Source organism: Bacteroides sp. AF25-5LB, from assembly GCF_003602965.1.
GTDB lineage: Bacteria > Bacteroidota > Bacteroidia > Bacteroidales > Bacteroidaceae > Bacteroides > Bacteroides uniformis.
Genome location: NZ_QTMC01000011.1, coordinates 37,999 through 57,524, shown reverse-complemented (window position 1 = coordinate 57,524; position 19,526 = coordinate 37,999). Strand labels below are relative to the sequence as shown.

The 19,526-nt window shown below is 48.5% G+C and carries 16 protein-coding genes; 5 read left to right on the top strand and 11 right to left on the bottom strand.

Annotated features, from left to right (window positions below):
- Nucleotides 1-3 precede the first annotated feature (3 nt).
- From hydG to DWY57_RS12980, 3 genes are read right to left on the bottom strand one after another with little or no spacing between them, the layout of a single operon-like run.
- Complete coding sequence (gene hydG / locus DWY57_RS12990) at nt 4-1,422, bottom strand: [FeFe] hydrogenase H-cluster radical SAM maturase HydG (protein WP_034525452.1); 1,419 nt, start codon at nt 1,420-1,422, stop codon at nt 4-6.
- A 52-nt stretch (nt 1,423-1,474) separates the two neighbouring features.
- A complete protein-coding gene (gene hydE / locus DWY57_RS12985; RefSeq protein WP_117964394.1) occupies nt 1,475-2,533 on the bottom strand; it encodes a [FeFe] hydrogenase H-cluster radical SAM maturase HydE in 1,059 nt (352 codons plus the stop codon).
- Between the two features lie 16 nt (nt 2,534-2,549).
- Complete coding sequence (locus DWY57_RS12980) at nt 2,550-4,010, bottom strand: monomeric [FeFe] hydrogenase (RefSeq protein WP_005825346.1); 1,461 nt, start codon at nt 4,008-4,010, stop codon at nt 2,550-2,552.
- A 107-nt stretch (nt 4,011-4,117) separates the two neighbouring features.
- On the opposite strand from DWY57_RS12980, the gene DWY57_RS12975 reads away from it, so the two are divergent.
- A complete protein-coding gene (locus tag DWY57_RS12975; protein WP_057255989.1) occupies nt 4,118-4,615 on the top strand; it encodes a GNAT family N-acetyltransferase in 498 nt (165 codons plus the stop codon).
- 89 nt (nt 4,616-4,704) lie between these two features.
- Here the strand turns inward: DWY57_RS12975 and DWY57_RS12970 are convergent, their stop codons facing one another.
- From DWY57_RS12970 to uvrA, 3 genes are all read right to left on the bottom strand, one after another.
- Complete coding sequence (locus DWY57_RS12970; RefSeq protein WP_005825349.1) at nt 4,705-6,225, bottom strand: peptide MFS transporter; 1,521 nt, start codon at nt 6,223-6,225, stop codon at nt 4,705-4,707.
- A gap of 117 nt (nt 6,226-6,342) precedes the next feature.
- A complete protein-coding gene (gene ybaK, locus DWY57_RS12965) occupies nt 6,343-6,822 on the bottom strand; it encodes a Cys-tRNA(Pro) deacylase (RefSeq protein ID WP_005825350.1) in 480 nt (159 codons plus the stop codon).
- Between the two features lie 25 nt (nt 6,823-6,847).
- Entirely contained in the window at nt 6,848-9,679 is a 2,832-nt protein-coding gene (uvrA, locus tag DWY57_RS12960) for an excinuclease ABC subunit UvrA (protein WP_119961887.1), read from the bottom strand.
- Nucleotides 9,680-9,868: 189 nt separating this feature from the next.
- Here uvrA and DWY57_RS12950 point away from each other — a divergent pair, with 189 nt between their 5' ends.
- Together DWY57_RS12950 and DWY57_RS12945 are read left to right on the top strand one after the other, a co-directional pair.
- On the top strand, nt 9,869-11,659 hold the full coding sequence (locus tag DWY57_RS12950; RefSeq protein WP_117599497.1) for a LysM peptidoglycan-binding domain-containing protein: 1,791 nt from the start codon (nt 9,869-9,871) through the stop codon (nt 11,657-11,659).
- A 73-nt stretch (nt 11,660-11,732) separates the two neighbouring features.
- Nucleotides 11,733-12,434, top strand: coding sequence for a porin family protein (locus DWY57_RS12945; RefSeq protein WP_008663316.1), 702 nt, complete (start codon nt 11,733-11,735; stop codon nt 12,432-12,434).
- 168 nt (nt 12,435-12,602) lie between these two features.
- Here the strand turns inward: DWY57_RS12945 and DWY57_RS12940 are convergent, their stop codons facing one another.
- The 5 genes from DWY57_RS12940 to DWY57_RS12920 form a co-directional block, all read right to left on the bottom strand.
- Nucleotides 12,603-13,064, bottom strand: a complete 462-nt coding sequence (locus DWY57_RS12940) for a DUF4293 domain-containing protein (protein ID WP_005825355.1) — start codon at nt 13,062-13,064, stop codon at nt 12,603-12,605.
- Nucleotides 13,064-13,399: a DNA-directed RNA polymerase subunit omega gene (locus DWY57_RS12935; RefSeq protein WP_005825356.1), complete on the bottom strand. Its 336-nt coding sequence runs from the start codon at nt 13,397-13,399 to the stop codon at nt 13,064-13,066. Before DWY57_RS12935 ends, DWY57_RS12940 begins: the two co-directional genes overlap by 1 nt.
- 24 nt (nt 13,400-13,423) lie before the next feature.
- Nucleotides 13,424-14,242 (bottom strand): outer membrane protein assembly factor BamD, encoded by an 819-nt coding sequence (gene bamD, locus DWY57_RS12930; RefSeq protein ID WP_009038614.1) that lies wholly within the window; start codon nt 14,240-14,242, stop codon nt 13,424-13,426.
- Nucleotides 14,243-14,438: 196 nt separating this feature from the next.
- A complete protein-coding gene (locus DWY57_RS12925) occupies nt 14,439-14,864 on the bottom strand; it encodes an amino acid-binding protein (RefSeq protein ID WP_057098070.1) in 426 nt (141 codons plus the stop codon).
- Between the two features lie 44 nt (nt 14,865-14,908).
- Complete coding sequence (locus DWY57_RS12920) at nt 14,909-16,207, bottom strand: phenylacetate--CoA ligase (RefSeq protein WP_117599496.1); 1,299 nt, start codon at nt 16,205-16,207, stop codon at nt 14,909-14,911.
- Between the two features lie 116 nt (nt 16,208-16,323).
- On the opposite strand from DWY57_RS12920, the gene uvrB reads away from it, so the two are divergent.
- Together uvrB and DWY57_RS12905 are read left to right on the top strand one after the other, a co-directional pair.
- Nucleotides 16,324-18,384 (top strand): excinuclease ABC subunit UvrB, encoded by a 2,061-nt coding sequence (gene uvrB / locus DWY57_RS12910; protein ID WP_117964397.1) that lies wholly within the window; start codon nt 16,324-16,326, stop codon nt 18,382-18,384.
- An 86-nt stretch (nt 18,385-18,470) separates the two neighbouring features.
- Nucleotides 18,471-19,526: a linear amide C-N hydrolase gene (locus tag DWY57_RS12905; RefSeq protein ID WP_117599726.1), complete on the top strand. Its 1,056-nt coding sequence runs from the start codon at nt 18,471-18,473 to the stop codon at nt 19,524-19,526.

The window sequence follows — 19,526 nt, the reverse complement described above, 5'->3', positions numbered from 1 at the left end:
AATCTAAAATCTAAAGTCTCTTTTCCCCTCCCCTATCTCCTGAAGATTACGTTCGGCTATCGCCCGTATCTTGGGGTTCGGGATATGCTCCATCTCCTCACGAATCAGCTGTATGCCCTTCTCCTTGGTTTCGGAGGAGGCATAGTCCTCCAGATATTCTTTTAATGTCATCAGTGCATTGGGCTGGCAGCAGTTTGCTATCTGTCCGCGCTTGACGAGCGACATGAAGCGGTCTCCGGTACGTCCCTCGCGATAGCAGGCGGTGCAGAAGCTGGGGATATGCCCCAGGTCGAGCAGCCAACTCACCACTTCATCCAGCGTGCGCCGGTCGCTCACATCGAATTGGGAGGAATCTTCCTCTTTGGCTTCCGGCACGGCATAGCCTCCCACGCTGGTGCGCGAACCGCCGCTTATCTGCGAAACGCCCAGTTCGAGCACCCGACGGCGTACGGCTTCCGACTCACGGGTGGAAATAATCATTCCCGTATAAGGCACCGCAATGCGGGTAACCGCCACAATACGGCAGAACATCTCATCCGAGATGGCATCGGGAAAATCCTCGGTCGAAATATCATCTGCCGGACAGATACGCGGCACGCTGATGGTATGCGGACCCACGCCAAAGGTAGCTTCCAGATGTTCGGCATGCATCAGCAGTCCTACGAAGTCATAACGATAGGTGTTCAGACCGAACAATACGCCGATACCTACGTCGTCGATGCCACCCTCCATAGCACGGTCCATCGCTTCGGTGTGGTAGGCATAATTACTTTTCGGTCCCGTGGGATGCAAGGCTTCGTAATGCTCTTTGCTGTAAGTCTCCTGAAAAAGGATATAAGTGCCGATGCCAGCCTCCTTCAGCAGCCGGTAGTTCTCCACTGTAGTGGCGGCTATGTTGACATTCACCCGGCGGATGGCCCCATTCTTGTGATGAATGCTGTAGATGGTGCGGATAGACTCTAAGATATAGTCGATAGGGTTGTTTCGAGGGTCTTCTCCGGCTTCCAGCGCCAGGCGTTTATGCCCCATGTCCTGCAAGGCGATAACCTCGCGGCGTATCTCCTCTTGCGAGAGTTTCTTGCGGGGGATGGTACGGTTCTTGGCATGATACGGGCAATAGACGCAACCGTTCACGCAATAGTTGGAAAGGTAAAGCGGGGCAAACATCACAATGCGGTTGCCATAGAATTTCCGTTTGATTTCACGTGCCAGATGATAGATGCGCTGCACCAGTTCCGGCTCGTCACATTCCAGCAGCAGGGCCGCCTCCCGATGGGAAAGCCCCTGGCACAAAGCAGCCTTGTCAATCAAACTTTCGATGAGCGGACGGTTGTTGCGGTTTGCCTGCGCATACTCCAATGTATCCAATATCTCCTGGTGATTGATGAATTCTTCCGCTTGTCTTGACTTTATGTTATACACTTCGTAAATTGATAATTGGTAATTAAAATAAAGAATGAAGATTTGAAAATTATCAATTATCAACGGTCAATTCTCCATTCTCATAATCTCCTCTCTCTTTTGATACCTCGTAGCCTATCCCTTTCAGTTGTTCCTCCAATTTTAGCAAACCTTCTGCCGCTTCGGCACCCGCAGAAGCTTTGTTATCATAGAGGGAGTACTTCGCCCGCTGATGAGAAGGCGAAAGATTAGGCATCACGACATTGGCGCCAGCCAATATTCCCCGTTCCCGTCCGTCCGGAGCAAGTGTGGCCAGGGCAGTGGTAGCAGGTATCAGTGCCGCGGGATGCATCAACCGGAAGATAGAAAGCAACTTCAACGTCAACTCCATATCTCCCGGCGGAAAAGAGGAAAACGGAGTATCGTGATGCGGAAGAAAAGGTCCCATGCCTATCATCTCCGGCTGAAACCGTTCGATGAAGAGAATGTCTTCTACCAAATGGTCCACCGTCTGGTAAGGACTGCCCACCATGATTCCGGTTCCCACTTGATAGCCTATCTCTTTCAGCCAGTCCAAGCATTGCAACCGATGGGAAAGGGACATCTCCGCAGGATGAAGCCGGTGATAATGCCCTTCGTTGCAGGTTTCGTGCCGCAACAGATAGCGGTTGGCACCTGCCAGGAAGAAACGTTCGTAGGCTTCCCGCGATTTCTCGCCCAAGGATAAGGTAATGGCACAATCCGGGAAGGATTGCCGGATGGCGGCAACTGTCTCCACCATCCCCTCATCCTTCACCGCCGGCGCTTCGCCCCCTTGCAGCACAAAGGTACGGAAACCCAACCGATAGCCTTCATGGCAACACGAAAGAATCTCCTCCTGCGCCAGCTCATAACGGACTATGTTCCGGTTCTCCTTCCGTATGCCGCAATAGTAGCAGTTATTGCGGCAACGGTTGGTTATCTCAATCAGTCCGCGAATGAAGATTTTATTGCCAAAGCAGGCAAGCGCTTCTTCCCGGGCAAGCTCCTGCAGGTAGGCTGCAAGTTCTGTGTCCCGACAAAGAAGCAAGGCTTTATACTCTTCGGCATCCAGCCTGCGATTGCTCCGCAATTTGTCAATCAAATGCTTCATATAAACGGACAAAGGGCTAATACGTCTCTTTTCTCTTTGCCAACTCCTGCGTCAGCTGGCGCTTTCCGGCAGTTATTTCATTATGCGAACATGGCCCGGTAATACAACCACCCTCGCAAGCCATCACTTCAATAAATTGCCCCGGAGCCTTGCCCGACTTGGCGTAAGCACGCAACGCACCGATAGCCTTCTTATCCAGATTAGCCACTTGTACGGCATTGATTTTATCTGCCTCTTCCTTCAGATAGGCTTTCACGGCACCCATCACGCCTCCTGCCTGCGCAAAACCATGCGCCTCGCGCACGGAAGTGAAACTCATGGAATAGGGCTTTGCCTGCTCCATCTGAATATCCAGCCCGGCAAGCACGGAAGCCACCTCCTCGAAAGTCATGATAAAGTCCACCGCCTCGTCGCGCTGCGCCTCTTTGCGCTTGGCAACGCAAGGACCTATGAAGACCACCTTCGCATCCGGATACTTCTCTTTAGCAATGCGGGCAGCATAATACATTGGCGAACCGGTGCCCGACACGTAAGGCTTCATGGCAGGAATATGCTTGTTCACCAACTCTATATAAGACGGACAACAGGAAGTCGTCATAAACTTCTGACCCTCCTCCAGCTTCTCAATCAGCTCGTGCGCCTCGTTGCTGACGGTATCCATCGCACCCTGAGCCACCTCAATGACATCCGTAAAACCGACTTGTTTCAATGCGCCATATACTTGTTCAATAGTCGTCTTGAACTGCCCCAGGATGGACGGAGCCACGATAGCCACCACCTGCTCACCCTTGCGGATTCTGTGCAACACGTCGAACACCTGCGATATTTCGAAAATTGCTCCGAATGGACATGCATTGAGACACTTTCCGCAATAGATACATTTGCTTTCGTCAATATGCTCTATCCCCTTCTCATCCTTACTGATGGCTTTCACGGGACAAGCTTCCTCACAAGGTACGGGAATATAAACAATGGCATGGTAGGGACAACTCTTATGGCAGATGCCGCAACTGATACATGCATCATGGTCAATCCATGCCTGACCGCTCTCCTTGACATGCACTGCCTTCTTGGGACAATTCACCTGGCAACTGCGTGCCGTACATCCGCGGCAGAGATTCGTAATCTCGTAGTTAATCTGCACACATGCCGAACAAGCTTCGTCAATCACACACATGATATTGTCTTTCGGCCTGCCATTTTCCGCTCTGTCCAGTGCACGGGCAGCGTACTCCGACAAGGGGGTCAGCTCATCCGTCTCGTCCTCCATATCGAGTCCCAGAAGCGGCAATGACTTGTACTTCCACACCGCGCGCTCTTTGTGCACACAGCAGCGTCCCGCGTGCTTGGACCTCTTCGGACTCAGCTCGATGGGCAGCCGGTCTATTTTATCCACAAGTTCGTTGTTATTCCACAGCTTTACCAGTTCCTTCAGTAATCTGTGGCGGACAATCATAATGTTGCTCGTAAATGCCATAATTTTTAAAATCAAAATTAGTTAGTTCGGTAACGGTCTGCAAAGATAACGATTGTTTCACAAAAAAGGCTTAACTTTACACCCCAAACAGTATAAATACAACCGATATGTTTACCATAAGAAAAGCAACGACAGCAGACTGCGCACTGATTCAGAAACTTGCGCAGCAGATATTCCCTGTCACGTATAAGGATATCCTTACTCCCGAACAGACCGACTACATGATGGAATGGATGTATTCATTGGACAATATCCGCAAGCAAATGGAAGAGGAAGGTCACGTCTACTTCCTGGCCTACGAAGAATGTGAAGCGGCGGGCTATGTGTCCGTACAGCAGCAAGGAGAAAATTTATTCCACCTGCAAAAGATTTATGTGCTCCCCTATTACCAGGGTGCACATTGCGGCAGTTTCCTCTTTCGCGAAGCCATCAAGTACATCAAGGAAGTGCATCCCGGCCCTTGTCTGATGGAATTGAATGTGAACCGTAACAACAAGGCACTGCAGTTTTACGAACATATGGGAATGCGGAAACTCCGTGAAGGGGATTTCCCGATAGGAAACGGATATTACATGAATGACTACATCATGGGACTGGAAATCTGAGCCCCGGCATTAAAAGCCCTCCAAAAACTAAAGGCTGCGCAGTTCATTACGAACATTGCGCAGCCTTTAGTTTTATCTTTCGTTTCCGATTACTTCGCCACCTTTTCAAGCCATTTCAGCATGAACAGCATGGTGAACATCGAAATGCAGCACGCTACTACAAATACCGTCCACGTCATCCAGATAGGAATACTTTCGTAAAGGATAGCACCGATAACGAGCAACTGATTACCAATGGCAGTAGCACCGAGCCAACCGCCCTGCATGATACCCTGATATTTGGGAGGAGCCACCTTGGATACGAATGAAATGCCCAACGGAGAAATGTACAACTCGGCAACAGTCAATATCAGATAGGTAACCATCAGCAACAGCGGAGTCACCTTCACCGGAGAGGTACCCAAAGCGATAATATCCTTGTGCATCGGCAAGTTGCTTACATAAGAACCGATAGCCATTATAAGGAAGCCAGTGGCAGCAATACCCATACCGATGGCAATCTTCCGCGGAGTGGAAGGCTCTTTACCCTTGGCACGCTGTGCTGCAAAGACAGCCATGATGACCGGAGTGAGAGACACAACGAAAATCGGGTTCAAAGACTGGAACAGCTCAGCTGAAATAGCCATGCCGAACAAATTCAAATCTGTATATTCCTTGGCAAAATAAGTCAGTGTCAATCCATTCTGATGGAACGAGAACCAGAAGAAAATTACCACACCGAATACGGCAAACAATGCATACATGCGCTGTCTTACCTCTTGTGCATTCATCTCCACTGCAGTGGCATCGCCCGCTTTTGCAGCAACCTTCTTGCTGGGATCGGGGAATTTCTTTCTGTTGATGACGAAAATTACCAAAGAGAGAACCATAGCCAAGATAGCTACACCGAATGCATAATGGAAACCAGTGGTGAACACGTTCAGATATTCATTGGCAAATACCGTCATATCCGTTACGGGTGTTCCGGAAATAGTGGCTTTGGCTGCCAATGCGCTATAAGTGTCCACAGCCTCGGGAGTCAGCGTTCCTGCCAGATGTCCGTGGCAAAGGGCAGGCAGGTCGGCATCATAATTGTAGCCGAATGTGGACAACCACCAGTTACGCACGCCTACTGCGGCAAACGGGGCAAAGATGGCACCTACATTGATGAACATATAGAATAAGGAGAAACCGGAATCGCGCATGCTGGAGTACTGAGGATTGTCGTACATCTGCCCTACGAGCGCTTGAAGATTTCCCTTGAAAAGACCATTTCCGAAAGCAATGACAAACAAGGCTGCACAAGTAATCACCAGAAACAAGGTCTTATTGGCAACCGGTGTAGGAGACGGGATGGCCAGCATCAAGTAACCTACCGCCATCAAAACAATACCGGCAAAGATGGTACCTTTGTAATTACGGGTTCTGTCGGCAATAATACCACCTATCAATGCTAGAATGTAAATAGAAAAATAAAATGTTGAGTAGATCAAACCTGCCTCTTTTCCATCCAGTCCGAACTTGGCTTGCAGAAAAAGTACAAGAATGGCCATCATGGTATAAAAGCCGAAACGCTCGCCCAAATTAGCAAAAGATGCGGCAATCAGACCTTTAGGGTGTTTGTTGAACATAAAAATTAGTTTTTAGAATTAGTAATTGGATTGATTTCTTGAATAATTCCTGCAAATATATAAATTCTATTGAAGATTTCCTTATAAAATTAAAATATCTCGGCAGAAATAGAAGATTTATTCATTAAAAAGAATACAAACCTCTGCATGCACTTCCCTTACCAAATCCTTCGGATCCAACTTAAGCTGCAAACCGCGTTGTCCGGCACTGATATAGATATACGGAAACCGCAGGCACGTTTCATGGATATAGGTAGGGAAAGGTTTCTTCATGCCGATGGGTGAACACCCACCCCGGATATAGCCAGTCAGAGGTAAAAGTTCCTTAACCGGGATAAGGTCACATTTTTTGTTTCCTGACGCTTTTGCCGCCAGCTTCAAATCCACTTCGTGCTCACCCGGGATGACACAGACAAAATAACCGGATTTATCACCGTGAAGAATCAGCGTCTTGAACACGCAATTGATGTCCTCACCCAAACTGGCAGCTACATGCACTGCACTTAAGTCGTTCTCATCCACCTCGTAGGGAATGAGCTCATACGCAATCTTGGCCTTGTCGAGAAGCCTTGCTGCATTCGTCTTATTGATTTTCATAATATTCTCTATGATGAGATAATTATCACTTGATATTCAATTCTTCACGCAGGAACTTAGGCGTATAGCCTTTCTTGCTTTTAGCAACCTCTTCCGGGGTTCCGCAGGAAAGGAGTTCTCCCCCTCCCTTACCGCCTTCTGGCCCCATATCGATGATATAGTCCGCCATCTTGATGACATCGAGATTATGCTCTATGACGATGACGGTATTCCCTTTGTCTACAAGTTTGTTCAACACGTTCATCAAAACGCGGATATCTTCGAAATGAAGTCCGGTAGTAGGTTCGTCAAGGATATACAGAGTCTTGCCCGTATCACGTTTGGAAAGTTCCGTAGCCAACTTCACGCGCTGGCTCTCACCTCCGGAGAGCGTGGTGGAAGACTGGCCCAACTTGATATAACCCAATCCCACTTCCTGGATAACCTTAATTTTGTTCAATATCTGAGGCACATTCTCGAAAAACTCCACCGCACGGTTGATGGTCATATCCAGCACATCGGCAATGGATTTTCCCTTAAAACGCACTTCCAGCGTCTCTCGGTTGTAACGCTTGCCGTGACATACCTCGCAAGGCACATACACATCCGGCAGGAAATTCATCTCAATGCACTTGTACCCATTGCCTTGGCAAGCTTCGCAGCGTCCGCCACTGACGTTGAAGGAGAAGCGTCCCGCCTTATATCCACGTATCTTCGCTTCGGGCAAGCCGACAAACAGATTGCGGATATCGGAAAACACACCGGTATAAGTGGCAGGATTGGAACGCGGCGTTCGTCCCAAAGGAGACTGGTCCACATTCACCACCTTGTCTATATATTCCAGCCCTTCAATACTATCATAGTCCAAAGGATCCTGCAGTGAACGATAGAACTTCTGCGAAAGAATAGGCTGCAACGTCTCGTTGATAAGCGTGGACTTGCCACTGCCGGAAACACCGGTAACGCAAATCAGCTTGCCCAGCGGGAACTCCACATCCACATCCTTCAGATTATTACCCTTGGCGCCACGCAGCCACAGACTGTGTCCATTGCCCTCGCGACGCTTGGCAGGCACCTCAATGGCACGCTCACCATTCAAGTATTGGGAAGTCAGCGTATGCGTCCGTAGCATTTCACGGGGAGTACCGGCAAAGACAACATCCCCTCCCAGCCTACCGGCTTTCGGCCCCATATCAATGACATAATCGGCGGCGAGCATCATATCCTTGTCATGCTCCACCACAATGACGGAGTTGCCAATGTCACGCAGTTCCTTCAAAGAGTGTATCAAGCGCTGGTTGTCACGCTGGTGCAGGCCGATACTCGGCTCGTCCAATATATAGAGCACATTCACCAGCTGAGAGCCTATCTGCGTAGCCAGGCGGATACGCTGGCTCTCTCCACCGGAAAGGCTGACGGAACTGCGGTTCAGCGACAGATAATCCAGACCGACATCGAGCAGAAACTTGAGCCGCGTACGGATTTCCTTCAGGATTTCACCGGCAATCTGCTGCTGCTTGCTGCTGAGATGCGGGTCTACGGCAGATAGCCAGTCATACAGTTCATTGATGTCCATCGTAGACAATTCGTAGATGTTCTTGTCGTGAATGCGGAACGAAAGCGCTTCCTTATTCAACTTGGCGCCATGACACTCCGGACAAACGGCAGTCTTGGCAAACTGGTCCGCCCACTTCTGTGCCGTGGCAGAAGCATCCTTCTCCTGCAACATCTGGATATACTTTACAACCCCCTCAAACGTCACAAAATAATCGGAAGAGGTGCCTATCAGTGAACTCTTTATCTTGATACGCTCGTCCGAGCCGTAGAGAATCTCGTCGATGGCATCCTCCGGTAAGTCTTTGACCGGTGTTTTCAGCGTTGCTTCATATTTCTCCAGCAAGGCAGTAATCTGCCAGAAGATCATGCTGTTCTTGGCTTTCCCCAACGGTGTGATGGCACCTCCGGCAATGGAGAGCTCACGGTCGGGAATCACCTTGTCAATATCAATCTGGCTGACCACCCCCAATCCCTTACACTTAGGGCATGCACCTTGCGGCGAATTGAAGGAAAAGTTGTGCGGCGCCGGTTCCCGATAGGACAACCCCGTCACGGGACACATCAGCCGTTTGCTGTAATGACGCACGCTATCCGTCTGCGCATCGAGTATCATCAGCAATCCGTCACCTTGACGCATGGCAGTGGCCACGCTGTTCTTCAGGCGTGTGTCATCCTTGTCCGTCACCACCAGCTTGTCTATCACCACCTCCACATCATGGTTCTTATAGCGGTCCAGCTTCATGCCTGGCAAGGCTTCGCACACCTCACCATCCACACGTACGTAGAGATAGCCTTTCTTACGCACCTGCTCGAAGAGCTCCTTGTAATGCCCCTTACGGCTGCGCACCAGCGGAGCAAGGATATAAATGCGTTTTCCTTTGTAATCCTTCAGGATAAGATCAAGTATCTGTTCCTCGGTATACTTCACCATCTTCTCGCCGGAGAGATAAGAATAAGCCTCTCCCGCACGGGCATACAACAAACGAAGGTAATCATAAACCTCTGTCGTTGTACCCACCGTGGAACGTGGATTCTTATTCGTGGTTTTCTGCTCGATGGAGATAACCGGACTCAGTCCCGTTATCTTATCCACGTCCGGACGTTCCAAATTTCCCAGGAAGTTACGGGCATAGGCTGAAAAGGTCTCGATATAGCGGCGCTGCCCTTCGGCAAAAATAGTATCGAATGCCAAAGAGGACTTGCCGCTTCCGCTCAGGCCTGTAATCACAGTCAGGCTGTTACGGGGAATCTCGGCATCGATATTCTTGAGGTTGTGCACGCGCGCACCATATACATTGATATATTCTGTTTCTTCTTGCATGTTGATTTATCCTATCGTTTTAACTGCAAAAATAACTGTTTCCCCCCGAATATCAGCCGAAAAGCGCTATTTTTCAGTTTTGAAATGCACAATATTATTTCTTAACGCAATCCTTTGGTTTGAATGCCACAATATTCGTACCTTTGCAGCTACTTTGGGAAATTGTAAACATAAACCAACGATTACTGAATGAAAACGATTAACCGCATTATCTGCTCCCTGCTGCTTGCCAGTGCATGCAGTATCGGTGCAATAGCACAAGAGAATCAATCTTATTTTCTGCATACTATCGAAAAAGGACAAAGTCTCTACTCCATCGCCAGCATGTACGGCGTCAGCCAGTCGGACATCATCAAACTGAACCCCGGCAGTGACGAGAAAATATTCATCGGACGCACATTGCGTATTCCACGCAGCGCTGCCAACATACAAAAAGAAACATACCATACCATCGAAACCGGTGAGACCCTTTACCGACTGACCGTGAAATACAATGTATCTGCCAAAGCCATCTGTGACGCCAACCCGGGACTGAGCGCCGAGAATTTCCGTATCGGACAAGTAATCCGTATCCCTTCCACAACCGAGCCCCAAACCATGGTCCCGGTTGAGACACAAAGCAGCACTGTGGTTGCCAACAACAATATTCTCGGCCCCGTAGAGTCACGATGCCGTGACATGCATAAAGTGAAGCGGAAAGAAACCGTATTCAGCATCAGCCGTGAATACGGCATCAGCGAAGCCGAACTGATAGCCGCCAACCCGGAATTAAAAGGCGAAAACAAAATAAAGAAGGGAACCTTCCTCTGCATTCCCTATCCCAAAGCACAGACGGAGCAAAATATCCAGTCGCAGGCAATACCTACCGACAGCGAGCTGTTCCGTGAAAACCGGAAAAAGACAGAACGCTTCAGCACCATCAAGGCTGCCGTCATCCTTCCCTTCCTGGACGGGGTATCAAAGAGCGAGTCTTCCCGTATGGTGGAATACTACGAAGGCCTGCTGATGGCCGTAGACAGCTTGAAACGTACTGGCACTTCCATTGACTTGTACACTTACAATTCTGGTCCCGAAAGTGCCTCGCTGAACTCCATCCTGGGCAAAAGCGAGATGAAAGACATGGACATCATCTTCGGGCCTCTGTACCAACAGCACATCAAACCTCTGGCCGAGTTTGCCAAGAAACAAGACACACGCCTGGTGATACCATTCACATCGAAAGACAACACGGTATTCCAGAATCCGGCGGTCTATCAGATAAATACCCCCCAATCCTATCTGTACTCCGAGGTGTACGACCACTTTGTGCGCCAGTTCCCCAATGCCAACGTCATCTTCATTGAAGCCAGCCAGGGCACCAAGGACAAGGCAGAATTCATCAAGGGACTGAAAGATGAACTGCGCAACCGTTCCATCCCGATGAAGAGCTTGAAAGAGGATGTCACCGTAGAATCCCTGAAAACAGTATTACGCACGGACCGTGAGAATATCTTTATCCCCACATCCGGCAGTAACCTGACATTGATTAAGATACTTCCCCAATTGACCTTATTGGTGCGCGAACAACCCGAAAGCCGTATCCATCTGTTCGGCTATCCGGAATGGCAGACCTACACCAAAGACCACTTGGAAGCCTTCTTTGAACTGGACACCTATTTCTATTCCTCTTTCTATACCAACAACCTGCTGCCTGCCGCCATCAACTTTACCAAAAACTACCGCAGATGGTATGGCAAGGAGATGGACGAGCGCTATCCCAAATTCGGAATGCTGGGCTTCGATACCGGTTATTTCTTCCTGAAAGGACTTGCGCGCTATGGCTCTTCTTTCGAGAAGAACATGCAGGGACTGGATTTGATTCCCATCCAGACCGGCTTCAAGTTCCAACGGGTAAACAACTGGGGAGGCTTCATCAACAAGAAGGTGTTCTTCGTGCACTTCACCAAGAACTTTGAGCTGGTGAAGTTGGACTTTGATTAGGGATTAAGGATTAATAATCTGATAATCCACTATATAACTATTAACTTGTAGCTTGTAACTTATAACTTATAACATGAACCTGAGAACAATCATCATATTCGCCCTGCTGGTGTGTGCATGTATATTGCCCCTGCATGCGCAGGTGGGCGAGCAACGCCACAACTTCGCTGTGGGCGTCAATGGAGGCATCAATCTGAATAGCGTAAGCTTCTCTCCCTCTGTCAAGCAGAAGAATCTGATGGGTATCAACGGCGGTGTAACAGCCCGATACATTTCCGAAAAATACTTCAGTATGATTTGCGGTGCACAAATCGAGCTGAACTTCTCACAACACGGTTGGGACGAGTATTACGAGGACTATCCCACACTGAGCTACACCCGCACCATGAACTATGTGGAAATACCGTTCCTGGCACATCTGGCATTCGGCAAGGACCGCGGTTTGCAATTCTTCATCCATGCCGGTCCGCAGATAGGTTTCCTGCTTGGCGACAGCGAAAAAATAGACGGCGACTGGGACGGCACTGTAGCAGAATCCTACACCAACATCACCGTGGAACAGCACGGCAAGGCCATAGACAACAAATTCGACTACGGCATTGCAGGCGGAGCAGGCATAGAGCTGCGCACCAAGGCAGGCAATTTCATCGTAGAAGGAAGATACTACTATGCTTTATCCGATTTCTATGGCAGCACCAAGAAAGACTTTTTCTCACGCTCCGCACACGGAGTCATTACGGCCAAGATAACTTATCTCTTCGACTTGAAGAAGTAATGCTTATAGGAGACACCCGTTTCCACACGTAGGAACGACAATTTCCTCTAATGGGAACAGTATAATGGAACGGCTTAACCTCAAGCGGAAACGATAAAAAAGGCAGACCACGTATTCCGAATGAAATACGTGGTCTGCCTTTTGTTATTATCAAGTAGATAAACCTTCTTATCTTCTTAAACGGTCTGCCGCCTTCACCATCACCTCATCTTTGTAGATGGCACGGAAGGCCAGATAGTTAAGGATGATGGCTACCACCGGAAGGCAAAGCGCCCATCCTAACTGGAAAGTCATTGCATCCAAATCACCCTTCAAAATAAACATAAATACACAGAAGGCTATGTAGTAGCCTATCAGCAGAATGCTGCTGAAAATCGTCATGCGTATTTGCAACATACGGTTACGGAAAAGGAATATCGTACAGAAGGCAACAAGTGCACTGAGCAACAATATCCCGAACAAGCCCCAAGTAGACTGAAATCCTCCGTCGGCCAAAGCCACTCCCAGAGGTTTGAAAACATGCGCCGTCACTCCGTCCGCTCCGATGAACTGTCCTACAGGCATGCAAATTGCCACAACCAACAGGATAGTTACCAACAACAAATAAACAGATTGAATACGTTGTATCATTACTGTAATTTTTCTTTTTCCTTAGCCGGGTTACGATAGTAAATCTTACCCTCCACATACTCTTGTGTTGCAATCAATGTCGGCTTCGGCAGTTTTTCGTAATAGCGGGAAATCTCAATCTGTTCCCGGTTTTCGAACACTTCTTCCAAATTATCATTGTAAGAGGCAAACTCAGCAAGCTTTTTGGAAAGGTCATTCTTGATTTCCACACTAATCTGGTTGGCACGTTTTCCGATAATCGCTACGCTTTCGTATACATTACCGGTATCCTCACACAACTCCATCATATCACGGGTCACCGTAGTAGTAGGAGCATTTGTCTTTCTGTAATCCATAAATTTATCTATTGTATTATTATATTATTGCTCTTCACTTCCTTCTCCCAGCATTTTCTGTGCTTCCTTAAAGATTCGGTCGACTTCCTTCATATACTTACTTTCGGGGAACTCATTTTTAAAGGCATAACATTCATCCACAGCTTCGCGGTAACGTTCTGCCCTTTTGTCTTCCACACTGTATACAGCCAACTCATACTTGGCACGCAAGATAAGAATGGATAAATCTTCACGCAGGTTGGTATAGGGATAATCCTTCAAAGCATTCTGCGCAGTGATAACGCAAGCCTGATAGTTGTTACCCAGATAATTACCCATATTATAATAAAGTTTTGCAGACAGATACTCCTTCATCACCAGCTTGTCCTGCAAGGCAAATATCATGTTCTGCGCCTCCTCTTTCTTGGAACTTTGCGGGAAGTATTCCATAAACATCTGCAACTGCTGGATGGCGCTATACGTGCCGGATTGGTCCAAACGCGGCTCCGGAGTATCCAGATACAAAGCTTTACCGGCGTGGAAACGTGCCAGTTCTGTGAATGTACCACGGGGATAAACGTTGTAGTATTGAATGAAAGTCTGCGCAGCAGTCTGATAATCCTTCTGGTTATAGTAACTCATGCCCAGCATATAGAGGGATTCCTCTGCCTTATCAGTACCTTTGAGAATAGCAATCAATTCGTTGAGCAAAGTGGCAGCACGGTTATACTGACCTTTTGCGAAGTAATTTTTTGCCGCTTCGTACTTGTATTCGTAATCTGTGCTTTTCAGCAATTTGTTGTATTCTCCACACGAGGAGAGCAGCAATGCTGCAAGCAGAGTTATTAGGATATTCTTCTTCATTACTTTTGTTCAAATAATGCGCAAAGATAGGGGTTCGCATCGAATAAAGCAACGATACGAGCCTTAATTTTTCAAAAACCAGACGAACGGGCAGGAAATAAGGATTAATGGTTAGGAATTAGGGATTAGCGATTAGTGCCATGCGGAGTAATAGCGCAACCACCAACCACTAATCGCTAATCACTATTTTTACATTTTACAGCTTATACAAATCGCTTGCCGCCAGCAAATCAACCTTTTTTTCTGTCAATACACGGATGCAGTTATCCATGTCGTTAGGACGGATGATGACATTGGCCGTTTCACCGTTGGCAAAGGAATACATGTACTCGATGAAGACACCTTCATCGGAGAGGAAGCGGAGCACTTTCGCCAATGAGCCGGGAATATTGGGACAACTGATGCCTACCACATCCGTTACATTCACAGCGAAGTGATTATCTTTCAAAGCTTTATATGCTTTATCCGGTTCAGAAACAATACCACGAAGGATACCGAAATCGGCATTCTCTGCAATACATAGAGCAGAAAGGTTGACACCTTCTTTTGCAAGAACTTCAGTCACCTCTGTGAGGCGGCCGGACTTGTTCTCCAGAAAAATGGAAAGTTGTTTTGCTACCATAGGTTCATTTACTATTTGACAATTTACAATTTACAATTTGGCAATTACAATTTGCGGTTGTCGATGACGCGCTTGGCTTTGCCTACGCTGCGCTCAATACTGCGTGGTTCTACCAGACGGACATCTACACCGAGACCGAGTACGCTCTGCAGGCGGGCTACGAGCTTCTTCTTCAAAGCCAGCATCTTGTTGATTTCGTCGGAATAGTATTCGGGACGAACTTCAACCTGCAACTCCATGGTATCGGTATTGTTCTTGCGATCTACCAGTAAGAGGTAGTGAGGTTCGAACTCCGGCATTTCGAGAATGACAGACTCGATCTGGGTGGGGAATACATTGACACCACGGATAATCAGCATGTCATCGCTACGTCCCAAAATGCGGTCCATACGGACCAGTGTGCGTCCACAGGAGCACTTATCGTAGTGCAAGGCCGTGAGGTCCTTGGTACGATAGCGCAACAGCGGCATACCCTCTTTGGTAAGGTGAGTGAACACCAATTCGCCGGTCTGGCCAGGAGCAACCGGCTCGAGGGTCTTCGGATCTACAATCTCGGGGAAATAATGGTCTTCGTTGAGGTGAGTGCCGTGCTGGCACTCGCACTCGTAACCTACACCGGGACCGGCAATCTCGCTAAGTCCATAAATATCAAAAGCCTTGATTCCCAGCTTTATTTCAATATCCCGACGCATATTTTCGGTCCATGGCTCGGCGCCAAAGGCTCCTATTTTCAACTTGAAATCTTCTCGGGGAAGGCCGGAGTCCTTGATGGCATCTGCCAGATAGAGGGCGTATGAGGGTGTGCAGCAAAGCACGGTAGAACCGAAATCATGCATCAGTGTAATCTGCTTCTCTGTATTACCGCTGGACATCGGGATGACAGAAGCTCCGATATTCTCGGCACCGGCATGCGCACCCAGTCCGCCGGTGAAAAGTCCGTAACCGTAGGACACCTGGAAAATATCCGAACTACCGGCACCATAGGCGGTAAAGGCCCGTGAAAGGCATTCGGACCATACTGAAAGGTCTTTCCGGGTATAGCCTACTACAGTGGGCTTTCCAGTAGTGCCGGAAGAGGCATGAATACGCACAATCTGGCTCATAGGTACGGCACAGAGGCCAAAGGGATAATTGTCCCGCAAGTCATACTTGGTGGTAAAAGGCAGTTTTACAATATCATCTATACTGTTTATGTCATCGGGAGTAATTCCCAGTTCCTGCATTTTCTTACGGTAAAAAGGAGTGTCATGATACACACGTTCCACAGTCTTTTTGAGACGAATGCTCTGGATTTTACGAAGGCTTTCGCGGTCCATGCATTCGATGCTTTCATTCCAAATCATGTTTTTCGTTGTATTACAATTATTAATGGTTATTATCAATATAGCTGCAAAGTAAACAAAAAAATTTTGTTTATCTCAAAGATTTTACCGAATATTGCCGCTTCTAAGAAGAGAAAATGAACAAATTCGAACTGACATCCGCTTACCAGCCCACCGGTGACCAACCGGAGGCCATCGCACAGCTGACCGAAGGCGTGCGCGAGGGGCTTCCCGCACAGACATTACTTGGTGTCACCGGGTCCGGAAAGACATTCACCATAGCCAACGTCATTGCCAACATCAACAAACCAACGCTGATATTGAGCCACAACAAGACGCTGGCCGCCCAGTTGTACAGCGAGTTCAAAGGATTCTTCCCGAACAATGCTGTGGAATACTATGTGTCCTACTACGACTATTACCAGCCCGAAGCCTATCTGCCCTCTTCGGACACTTATATAGAAAAAGACCTTGCCATCAACGACGAGATAGACAAGTTGCGCCTTGCCGCCACCTCGGCCCTGCTTTCGGGCAGAAAAGACGTAGTGGTGGTATCCTCCGTTTCGTGCATCTACGGCATGGGGAACCCGGCAGACTTCTATAACAACGTCATCGAAGTGCAGCAAGGCAAGAATTTCAGTCGCAATGTCTTCCTGCGACGCTTGGTGGACAGTCTTTATGTACGCAACGACATTGACCTGAACCGTGGCAACTTCCGCGTGAAAGGCGATACGGTGGACATTTATCTGGCTTACGCCGACAACCTGCTGCGCGTCACCTTTTGGGGAGACGAGGTGGATAGCATTGAAGAGGTAGACCCTCTGAGCGGCGTAACTGTTGCCAAGTTCGACGCTTATAAGATTTATCCCGCCAACCTCTTCATGACCACCAAAGAAGCCACATTACGTGCCATCCACGAAATAGAGGACGACCTTCACAAGCAGGTACAATGGTTTGAAAACGAAGGCCGCCCATTCGAAGCCAAACGCTTGCAGGAACGGGTGACCTACGATATGGAAATGATACGCGAATTGGGGCATTGCTCCGGCATTGAGAATTATTCGCGCTACTTTGACGGACGTGCTGCCGGTACCCGCCCCTACTGCCTGCTGGACTTCTTCCCCGAAGATTTCCTGATAGTCATTGACGAAAGCCATGTCAGCGTTCCGCAGATACGTGCCATGTATGGAGGTGACCGTGCCCGCAAGATAAACCTGGTGGAGTACGGGTTCCGCTTGCCGGCTGCCATGGATAACCGCCCGCTGAAGTTCGATGAATTCGAGGAGATGGCCAAGCAAGTGATTTATGTCAGCGCCACACCGGCAGATTACGAGCTGATGAAATCCGAAGGCATCGTAGTAGAGCAGGTCATCCGCCCGACCGGACTCTTGGACCCTATCATCCAGGTACGTCCCAGCCACAACCAGATAGATGACCTAATGGAAGAGATACAGCTGCGCATCGAGAAGAACGAGCGTACCCTCGTCACCACCCTCACCAAACGAATGGCGGAAGAACTGACGGAATATCTGCTGAACAACAACGTGAAGTGTAATTACATCCACAGCGACGTAGATACTTTGGAGCGTGTAAAGATTATGGGTGACTTGCGCGAAGGCGTTTACGATGTACTTGTCGGCGTCAATCTGCTGCGTGAAGGCCTCGACCTGCCCGAAGTCTCTCTCGTTGCCATCCTCGATGCAGACAAGGAAGGTTTCCTCCGTTCCCATCGCTCACTGACACAGACTGCCGGGCGTGCCGCCCGTAACGTGAACGGCATGGTCATCATGTATGCCGACAAGATAACGGACAGCATGCAACTGACCATCGACGAAACCAACCGCCGTCGCGAGAAACAGTTGAAGTACAACGAAGAGCACGGCATCACGCCCCAGCAAATCAAGAAAGCGAAGAACCTCAATGTGTTTGCCACCAACGAGGCTGCCGGCGAAGCCGTCCTCAGCGGCGAGAAGTTCACTTCCAGTGCCCCCCGTCCCTATGTGGAACAAGAAAGTACATCTACGCTGGCTGCCGACCCGATAGTGCAGTACATGAGCCGCAAGCAACTGGAAAAGAGTATCGAACGTACCAAGAAGCTTATGCAGGAAGCCGCCAAGAAGCTCGACTTTATCGAAGCCGCCCAGTACCGTGACGAAGTACTGAAAATGGAAGAATTGCTGAAAGAAAAAGACGAGTAAGGAATTTCACCTCTTTTCCTCAAACTATACTCCTCTCCTTTTGTTACTCTATGAAACAGAGTATTAATCATAAAAACAAAAGCGAGATGAATAAACCAATAAAGACAATAGCTGTTGCACTGGCTGCCATAGCCGCCATGAGTGTACAACAAACAGAAGCGTGTACCCGCGCCACCTACATCGGTCCTGACAATACAGTCATTACGGGACGTACGATGGACTGGAAAGAAGACCTTATGAGTAACATCTATGTATTCCCACGAGGCATGCAGAGGGCAGGTTACAACAAAGGAAATACGGTGAACTGGACTTCCAGGTACGGCAGTGTCATTGCCACCGGTTATGACATAGGAACCTGCGACGGTATGAACGAGAAAGGTCTGGTTGCCAGCCTGCTCTTCCTTCCAGAGTCCGTTTACCATCGACCGGGAGACAACCGCCCGATTATGGGCATCAGTATCTGGACGCAATACGTACTCGACAATTTTGCAACCGTACGCGAAGCTGTAGATGAACTGAAAAAAGAATCCTTCCGCATTGATGCACCGGACCTGCCCAACGGTGCCGCTTCCACCCTGCATCTGGCCATCACTGATGAAACCGGAAACACGGCTGTCTTGGAATACATAGACGGAAACCTTGAGATACATGAAGGAAAGCAATATCAAGTAATGACCAACTCTCCCAAATATGAACTCCAGCTGGGTATCAACGACTATTGGAAAGAGGTAGGCGGACTGAATATGTTACCGGGAACCAACCGCTCCAGCGACCGCTTTGTACGCGCATCATTCTACATCAATGCCATTCCGCAAACAGCAGATGCAAAGATTGCCGTACCCAGTGTATTGAGCGTAATGCGCAATGTTTCTGTACCGTTCGGTATCACCACACCGGACAAGCCTCATATCTCCTCCACCCGTTGGCGTTCTGTATCCGACCAGAAAAACAAAGTATATTATTTTGAATCTACCATGACTCCCAACTTGTTCTGGCTCGACCTGAATAAAATTGATTTCAGTCCGAATGCAAGCATCAAGAAGCTTTCGCTGACGAACGGAGAAATCTATGCAGGAGATGCCGTAAAAGATTTGAAAGACAGCAAGGGATTTGTATTCCTATTCCAGACACCGGTAATGTAG

Excerpts from the sequence above, each read along its gene's own strand:
- uvrA (WP_119961887.1), bottom strand. The coding sequence starts at position 9,679 with ATGCAAGAAGAAACAGAATATATCAATGTATATGGTGCGCGCGTGCAC.
- bamD (WP_009038614.1), bottom strand. The coding sequence starts at position 14,242 with ATGAAGAAGAATATCCTAATAACTCTGCTTGCAGCATTGCTGCTCTCC.
- DWY57_RS12975 (WP_057255989.1), top strand. The coding sequence starts at position 4,118 with ATGTTTACCATAAGAAAAGCAACGACAGCAGACTGCGCACTGATTCAG.
- uvrB (WP_117964397.1), top strand. The coding sequence starts at position 16,324 with ATGAACAAATTCGAACTGACATCCGCTTACCAGCCCACCGGTGACCAA.
- DWY57_RS12970 (WP_005825349.1), bottom strand. The coding sequence starts at position 6,225 with ATGTTCAACAAACACCCTAAAGGTCTGATTGCCGCATCTTTTGCTAAT.
- DWY57_RS12950 (WP_117599497.1), top strand. The coding sequence starts at position 9,869 with ATGAAAACGATTAACCGCATTATCTGCTCCCTGCTGCTTGCCAGTGCA.
- DWY57_RS12925 (WP_057098070.1), bottom strand. The coding sequence starts at position 14,864 with ATGGTAGCAAAACAACTTTCCATTTTTCTGGAGAACAAGTCCGGCCGC.
- DWY57_RS12980 (WP_005825346.1), bottom strand. The coding sequence starts at position 4,010 with ATGGCATTTACGAGCAACATTATGATTGTCCGCCACAGATTACTGAAG.
- hydE (WP_117964394.1), bottom strand. The coding sequence starts at position 2,533 with ATGAAGCATTTGATTGACAAATTGCGGAGCAATCGCAGGCTGGATGCC.
- DWY57_RS12945 (WP_008663316.1), top strand. The coding sequence starts at position 11,733 with ATGAACCTGAGAACAATCATCATATTCGCCCTGCTGGTGTGTGCATGT.
- DWY57_RS12920 (WP_117599496.1), bottom strand. The coding sequence starts at position 16,207 with ATGATTTGGAATGAAAGCATCGAATGCATGGACCGCGAAAGCCTTCGT.
- DWY57_RS12940 (WP_005825355.1), bottom strand. The coding sequence starts at position 13,064 with ATGATACAACGTATTCAATCTGTTTATTTGTTGTTGGTAACTATCCTG.
- DWY57_RS12935 (WP_005825356.1), bottom strand. The coding sequence starts at position 13,399 with ATGGATTACAGAAAGACAAATGCTCCTACTACTACGGTGACCCGTGAT.
- ybaK (WP_005825350.1), bottom strand. The coding sequence starts at position 6,822 with ATGAAAATCAATAAGACGAATGCAGCAAGGCTTCTCGACAAGGCCAAG.
- DWY57_RS12905 (WP_117599726.1), top strand. The coding sequence starts at position 18,471 with ATGAATAAACCAATAAAGACAATAGCTGTTGCACTGGCTGCCATAGCC.